The 26135-nt window shown below is 42.5% G+C and carries 20 protein-coding genes and 1 pseudogene; 10 read left to right on the forward strand and 11 right to left on the reverse strand.

From position 1 onward, the window contains the following. Positions 1 to 99 precede the first annotated feature (99 nt). From tpiA to EAH55_RS15885, 4 genes are all read right to left on the reverse strand, one after another. On the reverse strand, positions 100 to 864 hold the full coding sequence (tpiA, locus tag EAH55_RS15865; RefSeq protein ID WP_112571859.1) for a triose-phosphate isomerase: 765 nt from the start codon (positions 862 to 864) through the stop codon (positions 100 to 102). Positions 865 to 975: 111 nt separating this feature from the next. Beyond that, entirely contained in the window at positions 976 to 2166 is a 1191-nt protein-coding gene (locus EAH55_RS15870; RefSeq protein WP_121810510.1) for a GlmU family protein, read from the reverse strand. Positions 2167 to 2230: 64 nt separating this feature from the next. Next, complete coding sequence (locus tag EAH55_RS15875) at positions 2231 to 2479, reverse strand: type B 50S ribosomal protein L31 (RefSeq protein ID WP_090524811.1); 249 nt, start codon at positions 2477 to 2479, stop codon at positions 2231 to 2233. A gap of 273 nt (positions 2480 to 2752) precedes the next feature. Beyond that, positions 2753 to 3163 carry an SMI1/KNR4 family protein gene (locus EAH55_RS15885; RefSeq protein ID WP_121810512.1) on the reverse strand — a complete coding sequence of 137 codons (411 nt, stop codon included), beginning with the start codon at positions 3161 to 3163 and terminating at the stop codon, positions 2753 to 2755. Between the two features lie 216 nt (positions 3164 to 3379). On the opposite strand from EAH55_RS15885, the gene EAH55_RS15890 reads away from it, so the two are divergent. The 3 genes from EAH55_RS15890 to EAH55_RS15900 all read left to right on the forward strand — a co-directional run bounded on the left by EAH55_RS15890 (position 3380) and on the right by EAH55_RS15900 (position 5573). Further along, a complete protein-coding gene (locus EAH55_RS15890) occupies positions 3380 to 4591 on the forward strand; it encodes an IscS subfamily cysteine desulfurase (RefSeq protein ID WP_121810513.1) in 1212 nt (403 codons plus the stop codon). 109 nt (positions 4592 to 4700) lie between these two features. Further along, on the forward strand, positions 4701 to 5114 hold the full coding sequence (gene iscU / locus EAH55_RS15895; RefSeq protein ID WP_076378185.1) for a Fe-S cluster assembly scaffold IscU: 414 nt from the start codon (positions 4701 to 4703) through the stop codon (positions 5112 to 5114). A gap of 132 nt (positions 5115 to 5246) precedes the next feature. Next, the gene (locus tag EAH55_RS15900; protein WP_090526181.1) at positions 5247 to 5573 is read left to right on the forward strand and encodes a HesB/IscA family protein; all 327 of its coding nucleotides are present in this window, start codon (positions 5247 to 5249) and stop codon (positions 5571 to 5573) included. A 143-nt stretch (positions 5574 to 5716) separates the two neighbouring features. Here the strand turns inward: EAH55_RS15900 and EAH55_RS15905 are convergent, their stop codons facing one another. Further along, positions 5717 to 6469 (reverse strand): nuclear transport factor 2 family protein, encoded by a 753-nt coding sequence (locus EAH55_RS15905; protein ID WP_162996900.1) that lies wholly within the window; start codon positions 6467 to 6469, stop codon positions 5717 to 5719. Positions 6470 to 6856: 387 nt separating this feature from the next. Further along, the gene (locus EAH55_RS15910) at positions 6857 to 7453 is read right to left on the reverse strand and encodes a short chain dehydrogenase (RefSeq protein WP_121810515.1); all 597 of its coding nucleotides are present in this window, start codon (positions 7451 to 7453) and stop codon (positions 6857 to 6859) included. A gap of 146 nt (positions 7454 to 7599) precedes the next feature. Between EAH55_RS15910 and EAH55_RS15915 the strand changes: the two genes are divergently transcribed. Both EAH55_RS15915 and EAH55_RS15920 read left to right on the forward strand, forming a co-directional pair. Next, positions 7600 to 9510: an AMP-dependent synthetase/ligase gene (locus tag EAH55_RS15915; RefSeq protein ID WP_121810516.1), complete on the forward strand. Its 1911-nt coding sequence runs from the start codon at positions 7600 to 7602 to the stop codon at positions 9508 to 9510. Between the two features lie 234 nt (positions 9511 to 9744). Further along, positions 9745 to 10878 (forward strand): annotated as a pseudogene (locus tag EAH55_RS15920) (DUF763 domain-containing protein). On the opposite strand, the gene EAH55_RS15925 reads toward EAH55_RS15920, so the two are convergent. Continuing rightward, positions 10870 to 11403, reverse strand: a complete 534-nt coding sequence (locus EAH55_RS15925) for a DUF4142 domain-containing protein (protein ID WP_121810517.1) — start codon at positions 11401 to 11403, stop codon at positions 10870 to 10872. The pseudogene EAH55_RS15920 and the gene EAH55_RS15925 sit on opposite strands and share 9 nt — an antisense overlap. Positions 11404 to 11750: 347 nt before the next feature. On the opposite strand from EAH55_RS15925, the gene EAH55_RS15930 reads away from it, so the two are divergent. From EAH55_RS15930 to EAH55_RS15945, 4 genes are all read left to right on the forward strand, one after another. Continuing rightward, complete coding sequence (locus EAH55_RS15930; RefSeq protein WP_112571877.1) at positions 11751 to 12416, forward strand: response regulator; 666 nt, start codon at positions 11751 to 11753, stop codon at positions 12414 to 12416. Positions 12417 to 12511: 95 nt separating this feature from the next. After that, positions 12512 to 14422, forward strand: a complete 1911-nt coding sequence (locus EAH55_RS15935) for an AAA domain-containing protein (protein WP_121810518.1) — start codon at positions 12512 to 12514, stop codon at positions 14420 to 14422. 89 nt (positions 14423 to 14511) lie between these two features. After that, positions 14512 to 16839 carry a family 20 glycosylhydrolase gene (locus EAH55_RS15940; RefSeq protein WP_162996901.1) on the forward strand — a complete coding sequence of 776 codons (2328 nt, stop codon included), beginning with the start codon at positions 14512 to 14514 and terminating at the stop codon, positions 16837 to 16839. Positions 16840 to 16842: 3 nt separating this feature from the next. Continuing rightward, positions 16843 to 17880 carry an Atu2307/SP_0267 family LLM class monooxygenase gene (locus tag EAH55_RS15945; protein ID WP_121810519.1) on the forward strand — a complete coding sequence of 346 codons (1038 nt, stop codon included), beginning with the start codon at positions 16843 to 16845 and terminating at the stop codon, positions 17878 to 17880. Here the strand turns inward: EAH55_RS15945 and EAH55_RS15950 are convergent. The 3 genes from EAH55_RS15950 to EAH55_RS15960 all read right to left on the reverse strand — a co-directional run bounded on the left by EAH55_RS15950 (position 17877) and on the right by EAH55_RS15960 (position 22683). Further along, positions 17877 to 18662, reverse strand: a complete 786-nt coding sequence (locus EAH55_RS15950) for an alpha/beta fold hydrolase (RefSeq protein ID WP_244228220.1) — start codon at positions 18660 to 18662, stop codon at positions 17877 to 17879. The genes EAH55_RS15945 and EAH55_RS15950 overlap by 4 nt on opposite strands. A gap of 282 nt (positions 18663 to 18944) precedes the next feature. Continuing rightward, positions 18945 to 20717, reverse strand: a complete 1773-nt coding sequence (locus tag EAH55_RS15955) for a glycoside hydrolase family 9 protein (RefSeq protein ID WP_121810521.1) — start codon at positions 20715 to 20717, stop codon at positions 18945 to 18947. 160 nt (positions 20718 to 20877) lie between these two features. Further along, positions 20878 to 22683 carry a beta-N-acetylhexosaminidase gene (locus EAH55_RS15960; protein WP_208644862.1) on the reverse strand — a complete coding sequence of 602 codons (1806 nt, stop codon included), beginning with the start codon at positions 22681 to 22683 and terminating at the stop codon, positions 20878 to 20880. A 385-nt stretch (positions 22684 to 23068) separates the two neighbouring features. Between EAH55_RS15960 and EAH55_RS15965 the strand changes: the two genes are divergently transcribed. Next, on the forward strand, positions 23069 to 24604 hold the full coding sequence (locus EAH55_RS15965; protein ID WP_121810522.1) for a hypothetical protein: 1536 nt from the start codon (positions 23069 to 23071) through the stop codon (positions 24602 to 24604). An 88-nt stretch (positions 24605 to 24692) separates the two neighbouring features. Here EAH55_RS15965 and EAH55_RS15970 read toward each other — a convergent pair whose 3' ends face one another. Then, positions 24693 to 26105 (reverse strand): efflux transporter outer membrane subunit, encoded by a 1413-nt coding sequence (locus EAH55_RS15970; protein WP_121810523.1) that lies wholly within the window; start codon positions 26103 to 26105, stop codon positions 24693 to 24695. Positions 26106 to 26135: the final 30 nt, after the last annotated feature.

A 26135-nucleotide genomic window follows, 5' to 3' on the forward strand; every position in this document is an offset into this window, starting at 1 on the left:
ATTTTTATTTTTCAATAAACATCACATACGCTCATTATGTTTGAAATTAAGCTCAAGTTGTCTCAATACTCAAATCTCACATCTCATATCCAAATAATATTAATTAAACGTTTTAACGATATCTGTAAAATCGCGTGATTTCAAAGAAGCACCACCGATAAGGCCACCATCAATATCAGGCTGAGCAAATAGCTCAGCAGCATTGGTTGGGTTACAGCTTCCGCCATATAAAATGGTAGTAGCATCAGCAACTTCCTGGCCGTATTTAGCGGCAATTTCCTTACGGATAAACTCGTGAATTTCCTGTGCCTGTGCAGATGTAGCGGTTACCCCTGTACCAATAGCCCAAACCGGTTCGTAAGCAATAACCAATTTTGCAAACTGATCAGCATCAAGGTGGAAGATACCTTCAACCAGTTGAGTTTTGATCACGTCAAAATGCGTATTGGCTTCACGCTCCTGCAAAGTTTCACCAATACAGAAGATAGGGCGAAGATCATTTTTTAAAGCAGTATCTGTTTTTTTGGCAAGCAATGCATTGGTTTCGCCGAAATACTGACGACGCTCTGAGTGACCCAGGATCACGTAAGCAGCACCTGTAGATTTGATCATCTTAGCAGAGATTTCACCTGTGTAAGCACCTTTTTCTTCCTGGTGGGCATTTTGCGCGCCAACAGCAACTTTATTATATCCTTTAGCCAATTGTACCAGGCTATGGATGTGAATAAACGGGCTGCAGATCACTGCTTCCTGCGTGCCGGTAGCCTCATCTTTAACCATGTTGATGATCTCTGAAAATAAAGCTAAACCTTCATTGTAATCAAGGTTCATTTTCCAGTTTCCGGCAACGATTTTCTTTCTCATGATTTTATTTTTAGTTGTTTCTATTAGTGTGGAAGGTTATTTAGCTGATTAAGTGAGTGGTTATTTGGGTTATTATAAGCGGAAAGCTACTCTCCTAATCAACCCAATCAACTACTCACCAAACTTTCTGTACTCTTCTGTTAGTTCAAATATGGCTGTTAATATATTCTGTTCGGTTTCGTCAAAATCGCGGTGTTCGCGGCGATCAAACACTTTCTGTACGGTTTCAAACATTTTATTGATTAAATAAACTTCAAAACCCTGCGCGCCGCCCCATGAAAAATCAGGAACGAAATGACTTGGGAAGCCTGCTCCAAAAACATTAGCCCCCACGCCTACTACCGTCCCGGTATTAAACATGGTATTGATTCCGGATTTAGCATGATCGCCCATGATCAGGCCACAAAACTGCAGACCGGTTTTGCGCAAGCGCTGGGTGCTATAATCCCAAAGCTTTACTTCGGCATAGTTGTTTTTCAGGTTGGAGTTATTGGTATCTGCACCAATATTACACCACTCGCCTAAAACCGAGTTACCCAGGTAACCTTCGTGCCCTTTTGACGAATATCCCCAGATCACCGAGTTATTTATCTCTCCCCCAACCCTACAATATGGGCCAATAGTTGTAGCACCATAAATTTTAGCGCCCATTTTCACCTGTGAGTGTTCGCAAATGGCAAAGGGTCCGCGAATATGTGTACCCTCCCAAACCTCGGTATTAGCCGACAGGTAGATAGGCCCGTTAGTGGTGTTAAAAGTTGAGCATTCGGCAACAGCCCCTTCTTCGGCAAAAAAATCACTACCTATAACAACATTTGTAGCGCTAATAGGTGCACTTGCGCGGCCTTTGGTAAGCAATTGAAAATCTTTACGAAGTTCGATGTCATTTTTCCTGAAAATATCTTCAGGGTATTTTATCGATACAAAAAGATTAGGATAATTGACAACATCGTTAAACTCCGCATCAGGGTTGAAGCCTTCTGCTTCTGCAGCATTAAGATTAACGGCTAATAACAGATCATTATACTTAAGCGCCTGCCCACTTTTCAGTTTACTGATTGCTTCAATCAGGTTTTCATCCGGACATATGGCACCGTTGATAAAAACGTTATCAGCTTCAATATTTACCGGAAACTTTACCTTAAGGTAGTCAAGCGTTTTAAAAGAATATGCGCTTTTTAAATGCTTAGCCCATTTTTCTGCAATGGTAAGTATACCGATGCGAAGATCGGCTACAGGCCTGGTATAGGTAAGGGGCAGCAGCGACTGATGTGCGTTATCGTCAAAAAGGATAATTGCCATGGCGCAAAAATAAAAAAAGTCCCGACTGCAAAGCCGGGACTTATAAATATTGTTTGAACAAAAATTACTTTTTGTTGTAACGTGAGCGGAATTTATCGATACGACCTGCAGTATCAACCAGTTTCATTTTACCGGTGTAGAACGGGTGCGAAGTATGAGAAATCTCTAATTTAACCAATGGGTATTCGTTACCATCTTCCCATTTAACGGTTTCGCGGGTATCGATGCAAGATTTAGTGATAAAAGAGTAGTCGTTAGACATATCTTTAAATACAACTAATCTGTAGTTTGATGGATGCAGATCTTTTTTCATTATATTATATAAACTTACCTTCTGTACTTTACTTAAAAGAGGTGCAAATGTAATAATAAAAGTGAAAACTGGAAAAGCAAATTAAAAATAGTTCATAGCGTATAGTTCATGGTTCATAGTAGAATCAAAAACCGAACTGAAAAAACTGGCTATGAACAATTTATAAAACTCGCCTATCAGAAACTTATTATATATTTCCGGACTAAAATCCGTAGAATTTAAGAATTTATAGAAAATATTACTCTTATTTCTTTCGATTCCTAATTCCATAAACTAAATAAACACATTACCTATATCTTCTCTATAACGCGCAATGAACTCATCAAAAGAATTTGCTACAACTTCATAAGCGCAGCCACAAATTGCATACACTTCATTTTTGTTACTATCATGTGCATACAACCTGATTGCAAATACCATAACATATATCGAATACTCTGCAAATACAAAGCAGTTTTCATGTAACGGTAAAGTATTAACTATATTTCTGTAATCCGGGATTCCACCATAATCACCCACCACTTCCTTTACACTTTTAAATTCAGGAAATTTAAAAAACGCAAACATATCCTTATTGTAGGCATCAATCTCTTCATCAGTGAGTTTTAAATAAGATCGTAAATCACCAGGAATCAACAATTGATTCCTGGATTGAAACAAATCAAGTTCTTCATCCAAAGTCATTTCGCCGGGTATATTTTTTTATTAGGATATACATGTTTTTTAAACGGGCCCCACTGACTTACTTAACACTGTTAAGCACCATATCTGTGTGTACCACTTTGCCCATGTCCAAATATTGTAAATTATTGGTCAGCTTTGATTATTTGCGAAGGTTTTTAGCTGAATTTAGATAAAAACTTGCGTATCTTTGTTTTGTTAATATATTTCAAAAGGACTATGAATATCCCAATTTATTTAGATAACAACGCAACTACACCAATGGACCCACGGGTACTGGAGGCTATGTTACCATATTTTAACGAAAAATTTGGTAATGCGGCAAGCCGTAACCATGCGTTTGGCTGGGTTGCTGAGGAGGCAGTTGATTACGCACGCGAACAGGTAGCCAAATTAATCGGCGCATCTGAAAAAGAGATCATCTTTACCTCTGGTGCTACAGAATCAGATAACCTTGCTATTAAAGGGGTGTTTGAAATGTACAAAGACAAAGGTAACCATATCATAACTGCAGTTACCGAGCACAAAGCTGTGCTTGACGCCTGTAAACACGTTGAAAAACTGGGTGGTAAGGTAACTTACCTTGCTGTTAAAGAAGATGGCCTTGTTGACTTAGCCGAGCTTGAAGCAGCAATGACTCCGGAAACCATCCTGGTATCTATCATGTATGGTAACAATGAGATTGGTGTGATACAGCCGGTTAAAGAAATTGCTACTATTGCCCACAAACACGGTGCTTTGTTCATGACAGATGCAACACAAGCAGTTGGTAAGATCCCTGTTGATGTAAATGCTGACGGTATCGACTTATTAGCGTTATCAGCTCACAAAATATATGGCCCTAAAGGTGTTGGCGCATTATACGTACGCCGTAAAGGACCAAGGGTTAAAGTTACGGCTCAGATGGACGGTGGCGGTCACGAACGCGGTATGCGTTCAGGTACCCTTAACGTACCGGGCATTGTTGGTTTAGGTAAAGCCTGCGAACTTTGCGGCTTGGAAATGGAAAGCGAAGCAAAACGCCTTTCGGCTTTACGTGATAAATTGCAATCTGCTTTAACTGTATTGGAAGAAAGTTATGTGAACGGTAATGTTGAACACCGCTTACCACATGTAGCTAACATTTCTTTCAAATATGTTGAAGGCGAAGGTTTGATGATGGCCATGAAAGATCTGGCTGTATCATCAGGTTCGGCTTGTACATCTGCTTCATTGGAGCCATCATACGTATTGAAAAGCTTAGGCCTTTCTGATGATCTGGCACACTCTTCTATCCGTTTCGGCTTAGGTCGTTTCACTACCGAAGAAGAAGTTGATTACGCTGTAGAAGTAACCAAAAACGCGGTTAACCACCTGCGCGAACTTTCACCACTTTGGGAAATGTTTAAAGAAGGTATCGACCTTAACTCAATTGAGTGGGCAGAACATTAATTTGATTTCGGATTTGGGATGTCCCGTTTCGGATTTCCCATTTACGATTTGACATATAAGGGTTTCAAAGACCCAAAACTTATAACTTACGACTTAGAACTTTAAAAAAATGGCATATTCAGATAAAGTAATCGATCACTACACTAACCCCCGCAATGTGGGCACTTTGGATAAAAGCAGCCACAAAGTAGGTACTGGTTTAGTTGGTGCACCTGAGTGCGGCGACGTAATGCGTTTGCAAATTCAGGTTGATGATAACAATGTTATCACCGATGCAAAATTCAAAACTTTCGGTTGCGGTTCTGCAATCGCTTCGTCATCATTGGCTACAGAGTGGCTTAAAGGCAAAAGCATCGACGATGCTATGAAAATAGACAATATGGATATCGTTGAAGAGCTTGCCCTTCCACCGGTAAAAATTCACTGCTCTGTATTAGCTGAAGACGCTATCAAAGCAGCAATCAATGACTTCCGCGTAAAAAACGGCTTAGCGCCAATTGAAAGCGAAAAAGTACATCACTAAAAAAGACTTTAAGATGCAGGAATCAAGAAAACAAGATTTTTTCCTGTATCTTAAATTTTAATTAATGTGATACGCAAGAGAAGGCTGAAAAGTCCTGGCTCTTGATTCTAACAATTTTGATTCTTTTTAAAAATGGTAACTGTAACTGATAAAGCAAAAAGCAAAATAGAACACCTGATGCAGGATGCTGGGCTTGATGCCTCTTATTTCCTGCGTGTGTCTGTTCAGGGCGGAGGGTGCTCGGGCTTATCGTACAATCTTGATTTTGATAACGAAGAGAAAAAAGGCGATCAGTTTTTTGAAGACCAGGGCGTACGTATGGCGCTCGACATGAAATCATTCCTGTACCTTGCCGGTACTGAGCTTGATTTTTCAGACGGCCTTAACGGCAAGGGCTTCAACTTCCACAACCCTAACGCCAGCCGTACATGCGGTTGCGGCGAAAGTTTTTCGGTATAAATTCAACCTTAAAATAATTGAAAAGAGGCGCCTAAAGCGCCTCTTTTTTGTTTGTCGGTTTACTGCCGCGAGTCTCCATCTTAACTGCCGCGGGCTTCCAGCCCGTGGTTAATTATAATTTCAGCTTTCAGCTGAAATTATAATCAAAACATATCCTCAGGTTTTACACCATCAGGTATAGCCTGCTCCGCACTCCAATGTTCAGCAATTTTATTGTTTGCTACCCTGAAGATCTCATAAAACATAAAGGCTTTGTACTGCTTGTTCAATTGAGACTGTACAACAACAAAATCACCCTCAGCAATAATCCGATGAACTTTGACTGACATTTCAGAATTGGCAAGGTAGCCAGCTAATCCTTTTCCAGACGTGATCACCGATGCATCATGCTCAAGATATGCTTTATCAATAAACGGATCAGCAGGTTGCTTATCTACTACTGCTTTGTAAAATTGCTCAACAATAAGTTTACTGCTTTCTGCAGAGGCATGATGATCAATACCTGTTGTGCCATTGGTAGCGGTAACAGTCTTCCCGCTTTCATCAGGTAATGGCTGTATTGCATCCCAATGCTCGATAAGCATACCATCCTTTAATTTAAACAGATCAATCACAGCCATGCGTTTTCCCATAAATTGAACATCAAGATGGGTAACTACGAAGTCACCATCCTGTATTGCCCTCACAATGGGTGATTTTGCGCCCTCGGGTGGCGGAGGCAGTGTTTTCAGATAGTTTATCATTTCTGTTATGCCTTCCCTGCCCTGTTTAACTGTAGGATTATGTTGTTTATAATTTTCAATAATAAATTCGGGGATCAGCTCTGCTTTACGCTGCCCTACTATTTGTTTATAAAACGATAGCACTTTTTGTTTATTAGTTGTTATGGTATCCATATAAGTATGCGATTTTGCGGATTGAGCTTTGCACATTAAAATGCAGCATATGCCCAATGCCAATATTGGAGTAATTCTCATTACCGGTTAAATAAAAATAGATCGGAAATTTTAAGACAATACTAAACACTGCCGCGAAAGCAGCATATCACCAAACCTGTATCAACAGGCCGGGCCTTTAGGCGACCCTTGTTTTATATGTGGAGATAGTAATTATGAAGTGAAGATAAGGAAAGTTGGCAATAAAAGGTCTTTCAAATAAAAATAGCAACAATAAAAATCATGTTACTGCTGTAAGAAACGGCGAAGCAATCGCATACTTTACAAAGCGGATCTACCTCCGTGCGATTGCCACGCTTCGCTCGCAATGACATGATTCTTAACCTATTAAAACACCTTAATCACCTGCCCGGTAATAGCACCAAGCACGCTTTTTATATAAGCGTTAGCAACCTTATCCATCGCTACCGGCTCATGCCCCGGGAAATATTCAAAAAAACCAGGCGAATCTTCAACAACGCCCGGACTCACGGCATTAATTCTTACACCATTTTGCAGTTCGATAGCCGCACCAATAACAAAAGAATTTAGTCCCCCGTTTATAGCGCCCAGGTTCACCCCGTTTACAACTGGGTCTTCAGAAAGAATGCCCGAGGTAAGGGTAAACGAGCCTTTGGCATTAATATAATGCTGACCTATCAATACCAGGTTGATCTGCCCAAGCAACTTACTTTCAATACCTTTTTTAAAATCGGCAGGAGTTGTACTTGCAAGCGGACCAAAATGGCCAGAGCCGGTTGTGCTTATCAAGGCGTCAAACGGGCCAACCTTTTCAAAAAATGCTTCAATGGACTCCGGAGAGGTAATATCTAACTGAAAAGCGCCTGTTTTTGAGCCCGCGGTGATGATGATGTGTTTTCCTTCCAGCGCTTCCGTAACTTTTCTGCCTATTGTGCCTGAGGCACCAATTATAATTATTTTCATGGTTGTTGTTTTTTATACAAGTTAATAAGTGTTGGCATAAATCCGCATCAGTAAAAAGTAAAACAAACACCTGTGTCAAATACCTGTGTCAATGCTTGTTTTTATAAAAATAGATTTAGATTTGTTTCCAATATCCAATTATATAAATGACTAACAATACCGAGCTTTCAACTGTTCCGAGTTTCATTCGCAATACCGTTGCCAATATCCATCCCTTAGATCATACTTTTTTGTTGCATAAAGTTAAAGATACCTGGGTTGAGATTAGCTATGGTGAGGTTTTAGAAAAGGTTGACGCTATTTCGGCCTGGTTCCTGCATATCGGCATAAAAAAAGGCGACAGGCTTTCGCTTATCATTGAAAACGGCCCAAACTATGTTTATTATGATCAGGCCTTGCAACAGATAGGCGCAGTTAATACTTCCATATATCCAACCCTTACCGAAAATGAGATCGAGTATATTCTGAACGATTCGGGAGCGCGTACCATCATTTGCGGCAACCCGTTCCTGTTCAGGAAGGTATTAAAAGTAGCAAACAATTGCCCCGAGCTGATCCGCCTGATCCCTGCGTTTGATGATTTTGAAAAATTCAGTGATAAGGTAAGCCTCAATGCCGGTGTTATTAGTTTTGATGAAGTTATAACCGAAGGCCGTAAATTGGTTGAACAATACCGCCCGGCCATCAATGCAGCCCGTGAAGCTATTTTAACAACAGATACTTCATGCCTTATCTACACTTCGGGCACCACAGGCGTACCAAAAGGCGTAGTGCTCACACATCATAACCTTACCCAAAACACGATCAACAGTCTGATCCAGATACCGTTTGTTGAAAAAACAGACAGGTTCTTGTCGTTCCTGCCTTTATCGCACGTATTTGAGCGTACAATTTATCATATCGCAATTTACCAGGGTTCGCAAATAGCCTTCGCCCAAAGTTTGGAATTACTGGCCAAAAATATGGCCGAGGTTAAACCTACCATACTTTGCTGCGTACCACGATTATTGGAGCGCATTCACGACAGGGCCATCAAAAGTGGTACATCTGCCGGTGGCTTAAAAACCAAGATCTTCTTATGGGCATTTGAGATAGGTAAAAAAGTACGCCTTGCACAGGAAGCCGGCAAATCGCCGGGCACTATCCTTAAAGCGAAACATGGTATTGCCGAGAAACTGGTATTCAGCAAGATCAAGGAAAAAACCGGCGGCCGTTTAAAATTCATGGTGTCGGGCGGTGGCGCGTTGCCTAAAAACATTGGCGAATTTTTCGGCGATCTGGGTATCGTGATATTGGAAGGTTTTGGTTTAACGGAAACATCACCGGTAATGGCAGTCACCGAACGCCACAGGGTGATTTACGGTACCGTTGGTCGTATTATTCCGGGTATTGAAGTTGCTATTCAAAATGTAGATACCAAACAGATCTACTCTGTTCAAACACACGATAATTTTAAAGAAGATACCCTTACCGAGGAAGGCGAGATCATTGTACGCGGACATTGCGTAATGAAAGGTTACTGGAACAAACCTGAAGAAACCGCCACCGTAATTGACAGCCATGGTTGGTTCCACACCGGCGATATCGGTCGCTTTTTCCGTGGCAACCTTCAGATCACCGACCGCCTGAAGAACATGCTGGTTAACGCATACGGTAAAAATATCTATCCAACCCCGGTAGAGAACACTTACCTCAAAAGCCCTAAAATTGAGCAGGTATTTTTAGTGGGGGATAAACGCGAATATATCGCAGCCATCATCGTTCCCGCTCGCGAAGCCTTGCAGGAAAACTTTAACCTTCAAAACGAGTTTTTTGAACGTACTGAAGCTTTTGTTGACGAAAAAGAAATTGTGGACTGGATTGGTGCCGACATCCGCAAGTACAGCAACGAGCTTGCTAAGTTTGAAAGGATCAAATCATTCAAGGTAAAACGCAACCCATTCAGTATGGAAGAAGGTGAGATCACCCCTACCATGAAAGCCAAACGCAAAGTCATCGAGAAAAAATACGCAGCCGATATTGATGAGCTTTATGTTGGCGAGGCTGAGGAAGATTAAACAGAACCCTGATTTTTAGGATTAGAGGATTCCTTGATAGATTATACATTCAAGGAATTCTTTAGTCAACGGAATATGCGTTATCCCAATAATACTTGTAGTACTATCAGGAAATCCTAAAATCAAGCGCATCAAGGTTCTGTTATTTTTACTAACTTTGTTAGCATGAAGCGATCGGGCAGTGCTGACTTACCTTTACATTATGGCTATGTACCGCAATGGCTTGCCGAACGAATGGCTAAGCTTGGCCTTGCCGTGGTGGAAACCATTGTGATGGATTATGGTAAGGATGAAGTGCTTCGCCGATTAAGCGACCCTTTTTGGTTTCAGAGTTTAGGTGCCGTTATGGGGATGGACTGGCATTCATCGGGCATAACCACTTCGGTAATGGGTGCTTTGAAAAAATCCATCAATCCGCATAGCCGCGAACTGGGAATTTACATTTGCGGGGGCAAAGGCAAACATTCTACCCAAACACCGGCCGAACTTTTAAAAGTAGGTGAAACAACCGGGCTCGACGGTAATTACTTGGTAAAATGCAGTAAACTAAGCGCCAAAGTTGATAATACCGCCATTTAGGATGGCTTCCAGCTTTATACCCATAATTTTATTTTAAGTGATACGGGCAAATGGGCCGTAGTTCAGCAAGGAATGAGCGATGCCAGCGGTACAGCACGAAGATATCACTGGCATTCGGAACAATTAAGTTCATTTGTTGATGACCCGCATACTTTTATCTACGGCAAAAACAACGGTTATATACTTAATATGACAGACAAGGAAGCCAACGACTCCCGCAACGGAGTTATGCAGATCGCAGCTGAAAATCCTGGTACCATGATCAATGAGATTAGCAAACTGGTAATGCCAAGTCATCACGAAGTACACGCCAAGGATGTTGATCTTAAGCGTTTGGGGGCAGTACTTTGGCTCGCTCACGAAAAGCAACCCAAAGATTTTGAAGACCTGCTATTACTGCAAGGCTTAGGGCCACGCACGCTACAATCACTGGCATTGGTAAGCGAGGTAATCCATGGTACGCCTTCACGGTTTAAAGACCCAGCCAGGTTTTCCTTTGCCCATGGTGGTAAGGATGGCGCTCCCTTCCCCGTGCCTACTAAAGTTTATGATGAAACGTTGAACACCCTGCAAACGGCCATTCAAAAAGCCAAAATGGGTAATAATGATAAAAATGAAGCCATTAAACGCCTATCACAAATAGCCGAAAGAGCCGAAAAGGATTTTACTCCCAATGCAAACTTTGATAAAGTGGTTGAAAAAGAGCGTAACGATTCATGGAAATATGGCGGTCGTACGGTTTTTGGAAAAGCTAAACCACCGGTTGAGCAGCAATTAAAGTTATTTTAAAGTAGTGCTGATAAACTTCGCGGTATCCAAATGAGCTTGTAAGCCGGGCAAGGTTTTGTTGGCAAAATCGGCAAGGGAAGCATTCTTTTTGTCTTTCCCTACGGTTTTATATAAAGCGATCTGATCTATATGATCATTAATAACCATTTGTATATATGCCTTATCAAACGCCCCCGCTTTCTTAACATCCAGATCATTGATCATTTGCTGGTGAATAGGATTTATCGTAACCGAATCGGTAATCAGGTTATCCGTTTTTAGTTTCTTGAAATCATCCGCCAGCATAGTATGGTCATCAATCATCAGTTTAGCAAACTGAATAACCCGTTGATTTTTTGAATTGGCAATGGCCAGGCCCGATGCTTTGACTGATGCAAGGGTTGATTCTTCGCCGCTTTTGAGAAACAGCATGCCGTTATCATCTATCTGTGCTTTATTGTAATTATTAGCTTGCCGGTTACTCTGGCAGGCCTGTAACATCAATAAAAAAAACATGCAAAATATAACGTTGACTGACCGGCTCATGCTAATAGTTTATTGTTCTAATATAACAAAAAAAAGTAGCCGTGGTTTTATTACAATTCATATTGCATTTCCGGGAAAAAACTGAGGCAATTGTTATTTTAAGTATACAGACGGGGTATAAAAAAACACACTTGCACCTATTGCACATCTTATTTATATTTAAAATACAGCCAATGGCAGGTGTTTCTTATCAAAGTATAAGAAAATAATGATTCTAACGAGTCATCATAAATAATTAAAAATCAATTACTTAAAACAAATAAAAACATCAACCTTTGTGAAAAACAGAGAAATTTTGTAATTATTTTCTTACAAACAAACAAAAGGGCATCAATGTTGAGGCACAAATGAACGAAATAAATAAAACCTTCACTATGACCAACGCCGAAAAGATCACATGTTACTGCTTTAATAAAGAATGTGCTGCCTCTATATATAACGATACTACATGTTTATCAATCCAGGTTCCACTTGAAGTTGCGCTATCGCGTACACTCAATTGTATTGAATGTGGTGCCGAGCTTTTATCACCATTGCTTATCGAGATAAAAAAGGACATTCTTAATCTTATTAAAGACGATCAACACCGTTCGGTAGCAATTGTTGATGACGATATTATTTTTCACGAAACAGTTAAGAGTATCCTGAAAGAAAACTGGCTTAACGCGAGTTTTTATATGGATCCCGAACCTGTTTACAAAAACATTTACAGCAACCGTAACAGGCATGCTGAAATACCCAACATAATTTTCCTTGATCTGGATATGCCGGTAATGGATGGCTGGGAGTTTTTAGATTTGTTTAACGACATTTATCGTTCGCTGGCTAAACCAGTTTCGATATATATTATTTCAAACTCCGTTGACCCTTCCGACCAAAAAAGGATCAAAGCCTACCCATTTGTTAAAAGCTTTATTTCTAAACCATTAACAAGGCATTTTTTGGGCAAAATAAACGAAGAACTTTCCAGGAATACAGCTGGCGTTGATTTGAAACCGGCATCTAACTGGTAAAATAATTATAAGATTTATAGAAGGAGCCCCTAAAGGCTCCTTTTTGCGTTTTATGGCATCAGATAAATGCCGGCGCTAAACTTTACCTTTGCAAAATGGACTATTTTAAAAAACTGCTTAACCTATTACAAATTGAGCAGGACGAAGACCGCCAGGCTTACCTCAAATTAACGGAAACATCTTCGGCCACTGAGCGAAGGGCAGCAGGGCTTACCTGGTATCCCATAGCCATTAAAGGCACCGAAATAGGCAGAGGTGATTACCTCACTGTCGAAGTTGAGCGGCCATCGCACCAGGATCTTAGTCACCAGTTCAGGTTTGGCGCCTCGGCAGCCTTGTTTTCAAACCATGATGCCAAAACAGATCGTGTAAACGGAACCGTTTCATACCAGGGCGGTAACCGGCTAAAACTAACCCTTAATACCGACGAATTACCAGACTGGAGCCGTAACGGTAAGCTCGGCATCGATTTACTGTTTGATGACAACAGCTATGATGAAATGCAGAAAGCGCTTAAACTATCTGCAAAACTCATTGATGATAATAAAGAAGGGCACCTTACCCGTGTACTGACCGGTCAAAGTGCACCGTCTTTTGTTCCCGAAACAATTCATTACCCGCTTAATGGCTTAAACCCTTCCCAGCAACAGGCGGTTCAAAAAATAGTTGATGCGCAGGAGTTGGCCGTAGTTCATGGCCCTCCGGGTACAGGTAAAACAACCACACTTGTACAGGCCATTAAAGCCCTTATCAGACATAATAAGCAACAGATTTTGGTGGTAGCCCCGAGCAATACTGCTGTTGATCTCCTGAGCGAAAAGCTAAGTAATGAAGGCTTAAACGTACTCCGTATCGGTAACCCGGCCAGGGTATCTGAAAAACTGATGTCGTTGACTTTAGATAGCCGGATAAGCACTCATGCCGATATGAAGGAGATCAAAAAGCTTAAAAAGCAGGCTTCTGAATACAAAAACATGGCGCATAAATACAAGCGCAATTTTGGTAAGGCAGAACGCGACCAGCGTAAGGCGCTTTTTGACGCGGCACATCAGATCATCAAAGAAGTAGATAAAACCGAACAATTTATTGCCGAAGACCTGATCAGTAAAGCACAGATCATTACAGCAACGCTTGTAGGCGCTAATCACTATACAATCCGCGATTTAAAATTCAACACAATAGTTATCGATGAAGCCGGGCAGGCACTTGAACCTGCCTGCTGGATCCCGATATCAAAGGCAAAAAAAGTGATCCTTGCCGGCGATCATCTGCAGCTTCCTCCTACCATCAAATCGCAGCAGACTGCAAAGCAAGGGCTGAGCACTACCCTGCTTGAGAAATGCGCCGCCTTATATCCCGAAGCGGTTGTGTTACTTGAAGAACAATACCGGATGAACGAGGCCATCATGGGCTTTTCGTCAAAGGAGTTTTATGATGACAGGTTAAAAGCCCATGAGTCAGTAGCAAGCCGGTTGTTATTTCCGGGAGATATTCCGCTTAGTTTTGTGGATACCGCCGGATGTGGTTTTGATGAAAAGCAGGAAGGTACAAGCACCGCAAATCCCGAAGAAGCCGCGTTTCTGTTCAAACATCTTCATAAACTGGTTGGCGACCTCCGGGAGCATTATACCCCGGAAAACTTCCCGACCATTGCCGTTATCTCCCCTTATAAAGAACAGATTCGGGTGCTGAACCAATTACTATTGGATTCACCGGATTTGACAGTCTACGCCGATAAAATAGCTGTCAACACTATTGATAGTTTCCAGGGGCAGGAGCGTGATGTGGTTTATATCAGCCTCACCCGTAGCAACATCAACGGCGAGATAGGCTTCCTGAGCGATATTCGCCGCATGAATGTGGCCATGACCCGTGCACGCAAAAAACTGGTGATGATAGGTGATAGTTCAACGCTTGCTTATGCTCCCTTTTATGCAGATATGATCAGTTATGCCGAACAACTAAACGGTTATCAAAGCGCCTGGGATTACGCAGGTTACGATTAAACGTCAATTGTTTGTTACAATGAATTTAAACCGTCTACAGCTTAGGATAATGGTTAATTTTATCTTTTAGCCTTATAACCATCGCTCGTATGAATTTTAAACCGAACTGCCTGGCAAAGCTTATCGCTGTAGTAAGCCTTTGTATTTTTTTATCGGAAGCTAACAAAGTATCGGCCCAGGTTAATACTGATGACCCGCATTTAGGAATCATCCCCGCTCCTGCCTCAATTACCAAAGGCAGCGGCACATTTACTTTTAATCAACTTACCCCAATCAAAGCGGATAATCCAAAAGATAAAGCTGTTTTATGGCTGAAAGATTATCTGCAGCAAAACCGCAACCTCAATTTCAAAATAGCCAAATACAATTCAAAGCTTAAGGCGGCTAAAAGCAAGGGGCTTATCTTGACGGCTAAAGGAGCAGATAAACTGCCTAAAGAGGCCTATAAGCTAACCATCACCCCGCATAACATTGTTATAGTAGGTAAAGACGCAGGCTTATTCTATGGTATACAAACGCTGCTACAACTTTTCCCGGTTGAAAACGCGACCGCCTACAAATTACCTTGTGCCGCAATTGAAGATTCGCCACGCTTTGGGTACCGGGGCATGATGCTGGATGTATCGCGTCATTTCTTTACCATTCCGCAAGTCAAGAAAGTTATAGAGCTTATTGCCTCCTATAAACTCAATACTTTTCACTGGCATTTGGTTGATGGCCAGGGATGGCGTATCGAGATTAAAAAATATCCTAAGCTTACTCAGGTAGGCGCTTTCCGTCAGCAAACCATGTTTGGCAGCAACCGCGACTGGCCCGATTCACTTAGCTATGGCGGTTTTTACACTCAGGAGCAGATTAAAGATGTAGTAAAATTCGCGGCCGACAGGTATATCAACGTCATCCCAGAGATAGAAATGCCGGCGCACTCGGAAGCTGCGCTCCGCGCCTATCCCGAATTTAGATGCGATACCGTAGTTGGTCAGAAAGCCCCACGCGATATCAATAACCTGTACTGCCCTACCGAGCAAACTTTTACCTTTTTGCAGGATGTACTTACCGAAGTAATGGCGCTTTTTCCGAGCAAATACATTCACATAGGCGGCGACGAAGCAGGCAAGGAACCCTGGAAACAATCGGCGTTTTGCCAGGCTTTGATGAAGGAGAAAGGGCTGAAAGACGAAAAAGAGTTGCAAAGCTATTTTATCCAAAGGATAGAGCAATTCATCAACTCAAAAGGGCGCAGTATTATTGGTTGGGATGAAATACTGGAAGGCGGCCTTGCCCCTAACGCTACCGTAATGAGCTGGCAGGGCGAAGAGGGCGGTATTAACGCGGCCCATCAAAAGCATAATGTGATCATGACACCGCAAACTACCGGTAATTACTTTGATCATTATCAAAGCAGTTCGCCGCAGGAACCGGTGTCATTCGGCCGTTACGCCACTTTAGAAGAAACTTATAATTACGATCCTATTTCAAAGCAATTGACGCCTGACGAGCAGAAATATGTTATTGGCACACAAGGCAACCTATGGACAGAGTACGTGCCAACAGTGGCTAAGCTACAATACCAGATTATGCCGAGGGTGTTTGCCCTTTCAGAAGTAGCCTGGACTCAGCCCGCCAATAAGGATTATACTAATTTTTCTGAAGTACGTCTCGCTAAACACTTCGCGAGGTTGGATGCCATGAACTACAATTACCGTGTACCAACCGCGCTTACTACAATTGATACCATGGTGGTGGGCCCTCATTTTGTTTACACGCTAAAATCGGTTGTACCGGGTGCCAGGATCTATTATACCCTTAACGGTCGCGATCCGCTGGATACCGATCTGCAATATGACGGGCCTATCACCTTCTCTATCCCGCAAAACGAAAAACGGGAATTGCGTACAAGGGTAATTACTCCCTCCGGCCGCAGAAGTATTGCTACCCGTACTTTAATGTATAATAAAGCGCCAATGCCTGCTGTAAACTATACGGCAAATAAACAGGGACTTAAATATAAATGGGCGAAAAACACATTTACCTCGCCCGATCAGCTTAACTATGCCTCACCGCAGGATTCAGCAACCATCAATAAATTGGATGCCGAAACACTGAAAAAAGACAACCCTAATTTTGGTGTGGTTTATGACGGTTACGTGAATGTTTTGGCCGATGGTACTTATAACTTTACCCTTGCAAATTATGCCGCCAGCCAGTTATTTATTGATGGCGTACAGTTAACAGAAGCAGAATACGCGCTGCCGCTGGCAAAAGGCTTTCATCAGATAAGGGTAAAGTACATATACAACGCACCTCCGCCGCCAACAGGCAGGTACAGGACACGTGTGGCACCGCTTAAAGTATATGTCACTGCACCCGGAAGTTTTGATAAGAAAGAGCTTGCCGCGGCCGATCTATATTATTAATACATGGAATTAGGTATAAGCACCTTTGGCGAGGTACATCCCGACGGTAAAAGCGGCAATGCTGTAAATGCCCATAAACGGGTTCAGGAATTATTGGAAGAAGTAAAATTGGCCGATGAGGTTGGTCTGGACGTTTTTGCCTTCGGCGAGCATCACCGGCCCGATTTTGTGATCTCTGCGCCTGAAATATTGATCTCCGCAGCAGCGGCTATCACTAAAAACATCCGTTTGTCCAGTTCAGTTACTGTACTAAGTTCGGCCGATCCGGTGCGGACGTTCCAGAACTTCGCCACGGCCGATCTTGTTTCGGGTGGCCGGGTTGAAATGATAGCGGGGCGCGGTTCATTCATCGAGTCGTTCCCCCTTTTTGGCTTCGACCTGAATGATTACGATGCCCTGTTTACCGAAAAACTCGAAATGTTTTTGCAGATCAACAAACAGGAAATTGTTTCATGGCAAGGCAACTTCCGGGCACCGATAAGGAACCAGGGAGTATATCCCCGACCCTTACAACAGGAAATTCCGGTTTGGATTGGTGTTGGCGGCACTCCTGCTTCTGCAAAAAGGGCGGGTGCGCTTAACCTGCCTCTGATCATCGCTATATTGGGCAGCGCGCCAAAACATTTTATTCCGTTTGTAGAGTTATACCGCGAATCAGCAGCTAAAGCCGGGCATGATGTAAGCAAGCTGCAGCTGGCTATCAGCTCACAATTTTATGTAGCCGAAAATTCACAACAAGCAGCTGATGAATTTTACCCAAGCTACGAAGCCCTCATGACCCGTGTTGGCCGCGACCGTGGTTGGTCGCCCATGACAAGGGAACAGTTTGAATACCTCCGTGATTTTGGGCCTTTGGTTGTAGGCGATCCGCAACAGGCTATCGACAAGATCATGCAACAATACGAGCTTTTTGGCAATACCCGTTTTGTAGCACAACTGGTTACCGGCTTTACCAAGCACACAGATATTTTAAAAGCGATTGAAATTTACGGCACCAAGGTAGCCCCTGTTGTACGTAAAGAAACCAACGGAAAAGCTTAAGCTTTTCCGTTGGTTAAAAATGCTTCAATAATAGCCACAGCAGGGTAGCCGCCATCTTTACTTACATCCTCAATTTCGCCTATATAGTCGCCGTGGCCTCCGGGCAGGATACAAAGCTCTGCATCAGGTAGCGTACGATATAATTGCAGCGTATGCTCAGGCCTGATCACATCTTTATCACCTGCTATCACCAATGCAGGCATGGTTATGGAACGGATAATATCGTCGCTCCAATCTTGGAAAGCAACCATACGGTCACGATCACGGTTATGCATGGTTTCCAAAGCAGCATGATCATTGTTAATCTTAAGAAACGCCTCCTGTAACGGCTTCGGCATATTCTCTAAAGAAGCGTTGGGCATAAAGTCCCAGAACCACGAGTCGAAACCATCACGTTTATAAAATGAGGAAGCGATCACAATTTTATGAACCAGTTGCGGATGCCTTATGGCCAGTTGCATAGCCGTATTACCGCCATTGCTGAAACCCATAACATCGGCCTGCTTTATATTCAAATGCTTGAGCAAAGCCGCGATATCATCGGCATCCTGTTCAAATGAGGTTGGTACGCCCCTATCCGGCGTGCGTCCGTGCGCCTGCATATCTACACCTATCACCTGGTGGCTTTTAGCAAAGGCCGATAATACCCGGCCAAAAGTAACATAGATATCCGAACCACCGCCATGGATCAGTACCAAGGGAAAACCTTCACCATGAATTTCGTAATACATGTTAAGGCCATTTACAACGGCATAGTTACCGGCAACATTTGTTTGTGTCATATCCATAGGTTTAATATCTCAAATATACCGCTATCTATGACCACTTGAGGGCGTGAAAGTGACAATATGGGGCTTCAAAAATGACAAAGTAATTCTATTGCCACGTTATATCTGGTGATCAAATCCATCGAACATGGAAAGTGGATGACAAAAAGTTGGACTGTCAGTCTGAGCCTGTCGAAGACTCGCGCGGAGAGGCCAACCCGCTATGCTTCGACGCGCTCAGCATGACGGCCGTTTTAAACATGCCACGTGTAAGTGATTCGACACGAAACCGATCTATCATCTCTCTGCCGCCATTGCCGTTACAGCTTGCAGATACCATGCGGCATGTGGCAGCCATTGTTCCGTCCAGCGCCATTCGTTACCATCATCCTTCATTTTAAAGTCGATGCCACTACCATCGGGATTTTCCTTTTTACCAGTAATGCCATTGGAGATTCCACCTTTACCGGATCCGTGCCCGAAGTTTGAGCTCATGTAAGGCACATTGTTTTTGCCGAATTGGTACATGAAACACACCTGGTAAGGGTTACAACCCAAAATCCAGGCTATCTGATGCGAGGCATATTCGGCCAGTTCTTTTTTAACACCCCAACCGCCTTTTTCTGGATAAACTAACCGTCCTCCTACCAAAGCCGCCGTAGCCAACGAGCCTAAACGGGCATTTTCGCCTTGCCACCACCAGCCGGTTTCGTTTTCATGAGGAATAAAAAAGCCATCTTTTACAGCGCCTCTAAACTTAAATGATTGACGGGCATAGCCAAAAGGATTATCAACATTACCGGTCACTTTTAAATTATAGTCCAACGCTTTTTTTATGGTGGATAAGGCAGCAGCCCTTTCGCTACCGTCTTTTTCTTTATCAAGATAGCGGCATAAAGCTATTACCGGTAACCCTGCATCTGCCGCATGCCAGAAGGGTCTGTCGCCGTCATCAGCAATAAAATAACCTGCCGGGCTCATTCGTTTGTTCAGGTTACCGGCACGTTTACGGGCTTCGTCCCGGTATAGCGCGCTATCTGTCGCAATCCATAATTCGGTAGCTGCCATCAGGGCGCAATAATCGTCAATGATATTTTCTTTGCCGTCATCATCATATTTGGTGTTGTTTACCAGCAGATGAGCAAAAGCACGTTTAGCTGCAGCAAGATACTCGGCCGACTTAAAATCACCGTCTTTTTTCAATTGCGAGATCCGCGCCAGTGATGCTATAGCCATACCTCCACCCTCACGAAACGCGGCCTGGTATTCATCGGTAGTAACGCTGTTGGCTTTTAATCCTACAACCCGCCTCGCTTTGGGATCCTTATTAAAATAACTGAACACGATCATATAAAAATAATCGTCTTTTGATAATGCGCGCATCATATAGTCGGCCCCCCAAAGCGCCTCGTTCACCATGCCATCGTAAATATTGAGCTTATTTAGCAAGCCCGGCGTAGTTTGTACTGAGTTAATCATTGACCAGGTTACCAGGGGAATTTGTTGTGGCGAAACAAAATTAGCATAAGCCAGGTGCGAAAAGTATTTACTTACATCACCAGAGGCATCGCACCACCCACCACGCATGTCAACGGTTTTATCGCTTCCGTATAATTGTACCGCCGCATCAGCTTGCCATTCGGTTGGTGTATTGGCCCGCTGCCTGTTGTAATAACTTAATACCGATGGAATGGTAGCTACTACCAGCGCATTCTCTTTAATCTCGAACCAATCAGATGCCGGCCCGTTATTTTTCCCGATCACAACCCGGTATTTCCCTTCTGCTTTAACGCCCGAAAAATCGGCCTGATAAAAGTATGCGCCTTTTGCCCATTCGTCTACCTGTAAGGGCCTGCTCAATTTTCCGGTAAATACTACTTTACCGGCCGCGTTTTGTAATTGAAAAGTTGTACCCACGGCAAATTGGGCATCATTGCGCACAACGATAGTTTTGGCGCCACGCGCGTCAAAAGCAACCTGGTTCATATAAAAAACCGGGTCGGCTTTGCATAAGTAACAAAGCAGCGTAAAGAAAATTGAAAGAATAATTTGGCGGTTAAACAGGTTCATGTAAATGCAGATTAATTGGCAAAATGGATGCCTGCAATTTACAGCATTTATGCGCCCGGCATCTCGCACACAACAAAAACCAGCCCCTAATTTACCACTACAAAAACAAAGCCCTGCTTATTTGACATATGCAGGGCTTTATAATTAATGCTGTTCGCTATTACTTCTTCTTTTTGTGTGATGACTTATGGCTGCTGCCAGATGATGACGACTTTTTAGAAGATGACGATTTCTTCGATGATGAATGTTTAGATGAAGATGATGAATGCTTGGACGAATGCTTAGACGATGACGAATGTTTTGACGAGTGTCCGTGCCTGTGTCTGCGTGTAGGTCGGTCTTCATCACCGTAGTCTACATTTTCAGGCTTAGGCATCCTTCTGATTTTCGGGCCGAAGTCGATAGCCTCATCATGGAAAAACTTATCAAATGGATTAAAATAGTAGATATTGGCAGCATCGTAAATCTTGATACTTGCCTTTAAACGATTATTAAAAGCCTCTTCATCCTTAAGCTCGGGCGCTGTCCACCCGGCTTCTGCTAAACCGGCAATACGAGGGAACAGCATAAAGTCAAGACGTTTTTCAGAACCGATCATTTCCGTCCAGATATTGGCCTGTACACCTATGATCTGTTTCGATTGCAGGTCCTCATTATTCTGCATTTGCTTTTCAGGAAAACCGTAAACACTACCGACTGTATTATAAACACCTTTCCATCTGCGGCCCGAAATATGATCGGCATCCTGCACAAAATCAAAATACATGGGCAGGCGCGGACAAAGTACTACCTGGTAACCTTTTTGTACCGCTAAATGAAGCTGACCGGGCAAATTCTGTCTCCACCAAAAAATAATGGTTTTATCTGCCGGCAGGTTTGTTCCTGTAGCCTCATCCCAGGCTAAAACTTTATTACCCGCATTTAAGGCAGTATCCGCTACGCGTTTAAAGAAATAGCGCTCCAACTCACCCACATTGGCAAAATTGTTCTTCTGCATAAAACCGGCAATTGACGGGTTAAGCGACCAGGCTTTCACACCCAAGGCCACCTCGTCGCCTCCCAAATGAATCATCTTAGAAGGGAAAAGTGTACTGGTTTCTTTGATGATGTTACCCAAAAACTGGTAAGTACTATCAATTGCAGGATTAAACGTAAAATTAGGATAGCCTTCAACGCTGCCACCACTAAACTGCGGATAGGCTTTATTGGCAGCTGTAGCGTGGCCCGGCATATCAATTTCGGGGATAACGGTAATAAATCTTTCGGCAGCAAAAGCAATGATCTCTTTGATTTGGGCCTGGGTATAATATTGCGGATCGGCAGATGAATCACTGTAGTTCCCTACTCCGCCAATTAATGTTAGTTTGGGATATTTTTTTATCTCCAAACGCCAGCCCTGCGCGTCGGTTAAATGCCAGTGAAACTTATTAAGCTTGTAATAAGCCATCCAATCCAGGATCTGCTTCACCTTTTCCATTCCAAAAAAATGGCGCGATTCATCAAGCATTAATCCTCTCCACTGATAACGTGGGGTATCAGTAATGGTTAATGTTGATAAATTAATGCTCTCTCCGCGGGGTTGATCTTTGATCATTTGCAGCAGGGAGATCACACCGTAAAATACCCCATCGCGGTTTGTTGACGAGATGGTGATTTCATTTGCTACAATTTTCAGGGAATATGCTCCGGCAGTTGGATCGCCATTGGTTAAAAGTAAATGGATTACACTTCCGGCATCTTTATTATCAACGGCAAGCGTAAAACCGTTCGACTGGCTTACCTGCTTTTGAAAATAACGGGCAATAGGCAACAATGAAGCATCATTTACGCCAACTGTGCTATGATTATTAAAAGTGAACTGCCCGGTACCGTTAATTACAGATTTGGGATGAGGAATTATATTGACATTTTGCGCCCGAACGGAACCGCAAAACAAAATAAATACAAGTACGATCTTAAGCTTCATTTAAAAACAACTCAAATAGTTTGGGGCTGCTATGATATGAATTTTCTTTGAAAAACAGGGTAATTTGTTTGTAACAAAGTGTTTAAACCTCACAACCACCGCCGCCTGAGCATTGCCATTGGCAAATTGATAATGGATGACTTTGTACTATAAACATTCCCGCTTCCCAAGAAAATCACCGGTCAAATCTACCCAATCAAGTGTGCATATTGCTTTACAATTTTCGAGGTACAATTGTGAAATTTAGCTATGCAGATGTGTGAAGCAAGAGGAAAATCAATGAAATTAACATAACCCGAAGAGACAAAGCGCCAAAGCAAGGGCGTCATGATATTACAAATCAGTAAATTACATCAATTTACTACCAACGAAATCAACATATTCTATGAACGAGGCTCATAGCAGAGATAAGGGAAGGAATATTTCAGGCCTGCTATCCCGCAATAAATACCTGATCATTACTTCCGTTTTACTTTTTGTTTTAGCGGCCTCTGCTTATTTGCTTTTTTCACCAACGAAACACAATGTAAAAATGGAATTAAGCATTTCTGACGATCAGGAATCGCCGGGAATGGCCATTAACGAGCTCCGTTCTAACGTTGCGATAGGGAAAGTGGTTAATTCGTTAGGGTTACAGGTTAGTTACTATCGAAAAGGGACGTTTACCACAACAGAAATTTATGGCGATTCCTTACCCCTTAAATTTATGCTTGGCAAGGGCAGTGCCTACGACTCTCCTACCGACATCACGATCAATTTAATCAACGGCAACGTATGCCGGATCGATCAAAATAATGTACTCACAGATGTGCCTTTATACCACCCTGTGAAATATGCTTTTTTAGATTATACCATAGTAAAAGGTCCTGCCTTTAAACCCATACAGCCACCGCTGACCGTAAAACTCACTTCCTCTGCCGACTTAATTAAACAATTCAGTGAAAGTTTAAATGCGAAAATCCTGGGGAACAACAGTTTTGAATTGAGCTTAAAAGCAGATAATCCTCAAAAGGGAGAGCATTTTTTAAACAAGCTTATAGCAGTTATAAACGCCCAATATGCTAAAAAAAACTCGCCCCAAAAACCTGCTGTTGTTGACACCTCGTTGCTTACAAAAATAAACGACAGTATATACTACTATAAAGCAATGGCCGATAAATTCCGCGAGCAGCAAGCCATACTGAATAATATCAAAAAGCCAAGACCATTGCCGAAGCCCAAGCCGAAACCTATGGTGGTACAAGTGCAAACCGCATTGACCGAAAAAGAAAAAAGTAGCTTAACTGCCATCAGCGCGATAAAATCATACACATCGAAACCTAATGATCCTTTTGTTTTAATACCTGAAGATTATAGCCTTAACGACGGCCGCATTGAAGCGCTTATAAAAGATTTCAATAAAGCACAGCTTAATAAACAACGTGTACAACAAGATTCGGACAATGCCGACGCAAGTGTTTACGCTTTCAAACTCGAAATCAATTCGATAAAGGAAGCGCTTGTTAACAGTGTAACACAAAAGGAGCAAAAAATAAGGGCTGCTCATCAGACTAAAGAAGTTCGCCAACCTGAAGAGGTTGAACAACCAAAAGATATTGAACCGCCGAAAGATACTGCACAGCCAAAAGATTCAAAATCTATTGCGTCATTCATATCAGTACAACTAAATGATTCGCTGGCTCAAATAAATGCAATAATTAAGCGTAAGCAACAACAGTACAACAGGCTACTGCATGGATCAGGTATACAATCCTCACACCCGAGGCTTACTATAGATGAAATGTCGACCACGCGGGAATCAATGAGCTCTAAGTCTTTATACGTGTATCTTTTTGCTTTATTGTTGGGTTTGTTGTTGCCTGTTGTATTGCTAATTATAAGGGAATATATAATCTCGCCTAAAAAAACGACAGCAGCGTAAATGCGAAGAAAAGTATACCCATTACATACAAAACGGCGGATCATAATTAATGATCCGCCGTTTCCGTTTTCATAGGGGTAGATAAAGCTTATTTCCAGCCGCCGCCTAATGAGCGATAAAGCTCGGCATTGGCGCTTAGTTGGGCCATTTTAATTGAGGCTAAATCCAACTCGCCTTGTAGTACATTACCCTGAGCGGTAATCACCTCAAGATAGGTAGCAAGGCCGTTTTTAAACAACATGCTGGCGTTAGAAGTAGCCTGTTGCAAGGTTTTAACGCGATTTGCAGCAATAGCCTGTTGTTCTTTTAGTTTTTGAAGCCTTATCAAAGCATCAGACACCTCACCCACCGCATTCAATACAGATTGACGGAACTGGATCACTGTTTTCTCGCGATCAACTTTGGCAACCTCATATTGGGTACGCAATTGTTTATGCTGTAACAAAGGCTGAGCAATGCCACCGGCAACAGTACCGAATAGTGAAGCAGGGATATTAAACCAATTGCTTGATTTAAATGAATTTAAACCACCCTGACCGGTAATAGTTAATGAAGGATAAAGCTGTGCTTTAGCTATACCAACCCTTGCGTTAGCAATGTTCAAAGCCAGTTCAGAGCTTCTTACATCGGGCCTACGACTTACCATGGCTGATGGGATACCTGTTGAAAGGGTTTCAGGGAATGTGATATCGTTAAGGGTTACATTACGCTCTATAGCGTTAGGCAACCTGCCTGCCAATATGCTCAAACCATTTTCCTGAACAGTAATATCACGCTCAAACTGAGGAACCAACTGTGCAGCGGCTTCTAATTGAGCTTGTGCCTGTTGTACACCTAAAAGGGTAACCTGGCCAGCGTCATATTGTAATTTGATGATGCGTAAGGTGCTATCATTCAGTTTTACGTTCTTTTTAGCAATATCCAACTGCTCATCCAGCATCAACAGGTTGTAATAGCCTTGTGATACGCTTGATACGATATTGGTTTGAACAGCCCTTTTTGCTTCATTGGTCTGCAGGTATTGAGCTAAAGCTTCGCGGTTTTGACTGCGAATTTTACCCCAGATATCGGCTTCCCATGAAAGCGAAAGGTTAGCGTTATAATCTTCAATATGTTTTGTACCGATGTTATACTGTTTAATACTTAAACCGGTAACGCTGTTATCAGACGGGCGATTAGTGTTTGCAGTAACGTTTAAACCAAGTGTAGGTACATAATTCCATTTAACCTGTTTAAACTGTAAGTCCGCCGCTTCGATATTTTTAACAGCCACCTGCATATCGTAATTTCTTTCAATAGCGCTGTCAATTAATTTTTGAAGAGCGGCATCGGTAAAGAAATTTTTCCATTGCAAATCGGCAATGCTGCTGGTATCACCTGTGGTAACCGCGTTCCTGAAGTTTTCAGGCAGCCCATCTTTTGGCGTAGCAACATCTTTTGAAACTTTACAGCCAGCCAGCACTACCAGTGCAATAGCCAAGCTGCCTATTATATTTTTCATTGTTGAATCTTTTTTAAACTATCACAGATT

This window comes from Mucilaginibacter kameinonensis, assembly GCF_003675385.1.
Classification (GTDB): Bacteria; Bacteroidota; Bacteroidia; order Sphingobacteriales; family Sphingobacteriaceae; genus Mucilaginibacter; species Mucilaginibacter kameinonensis.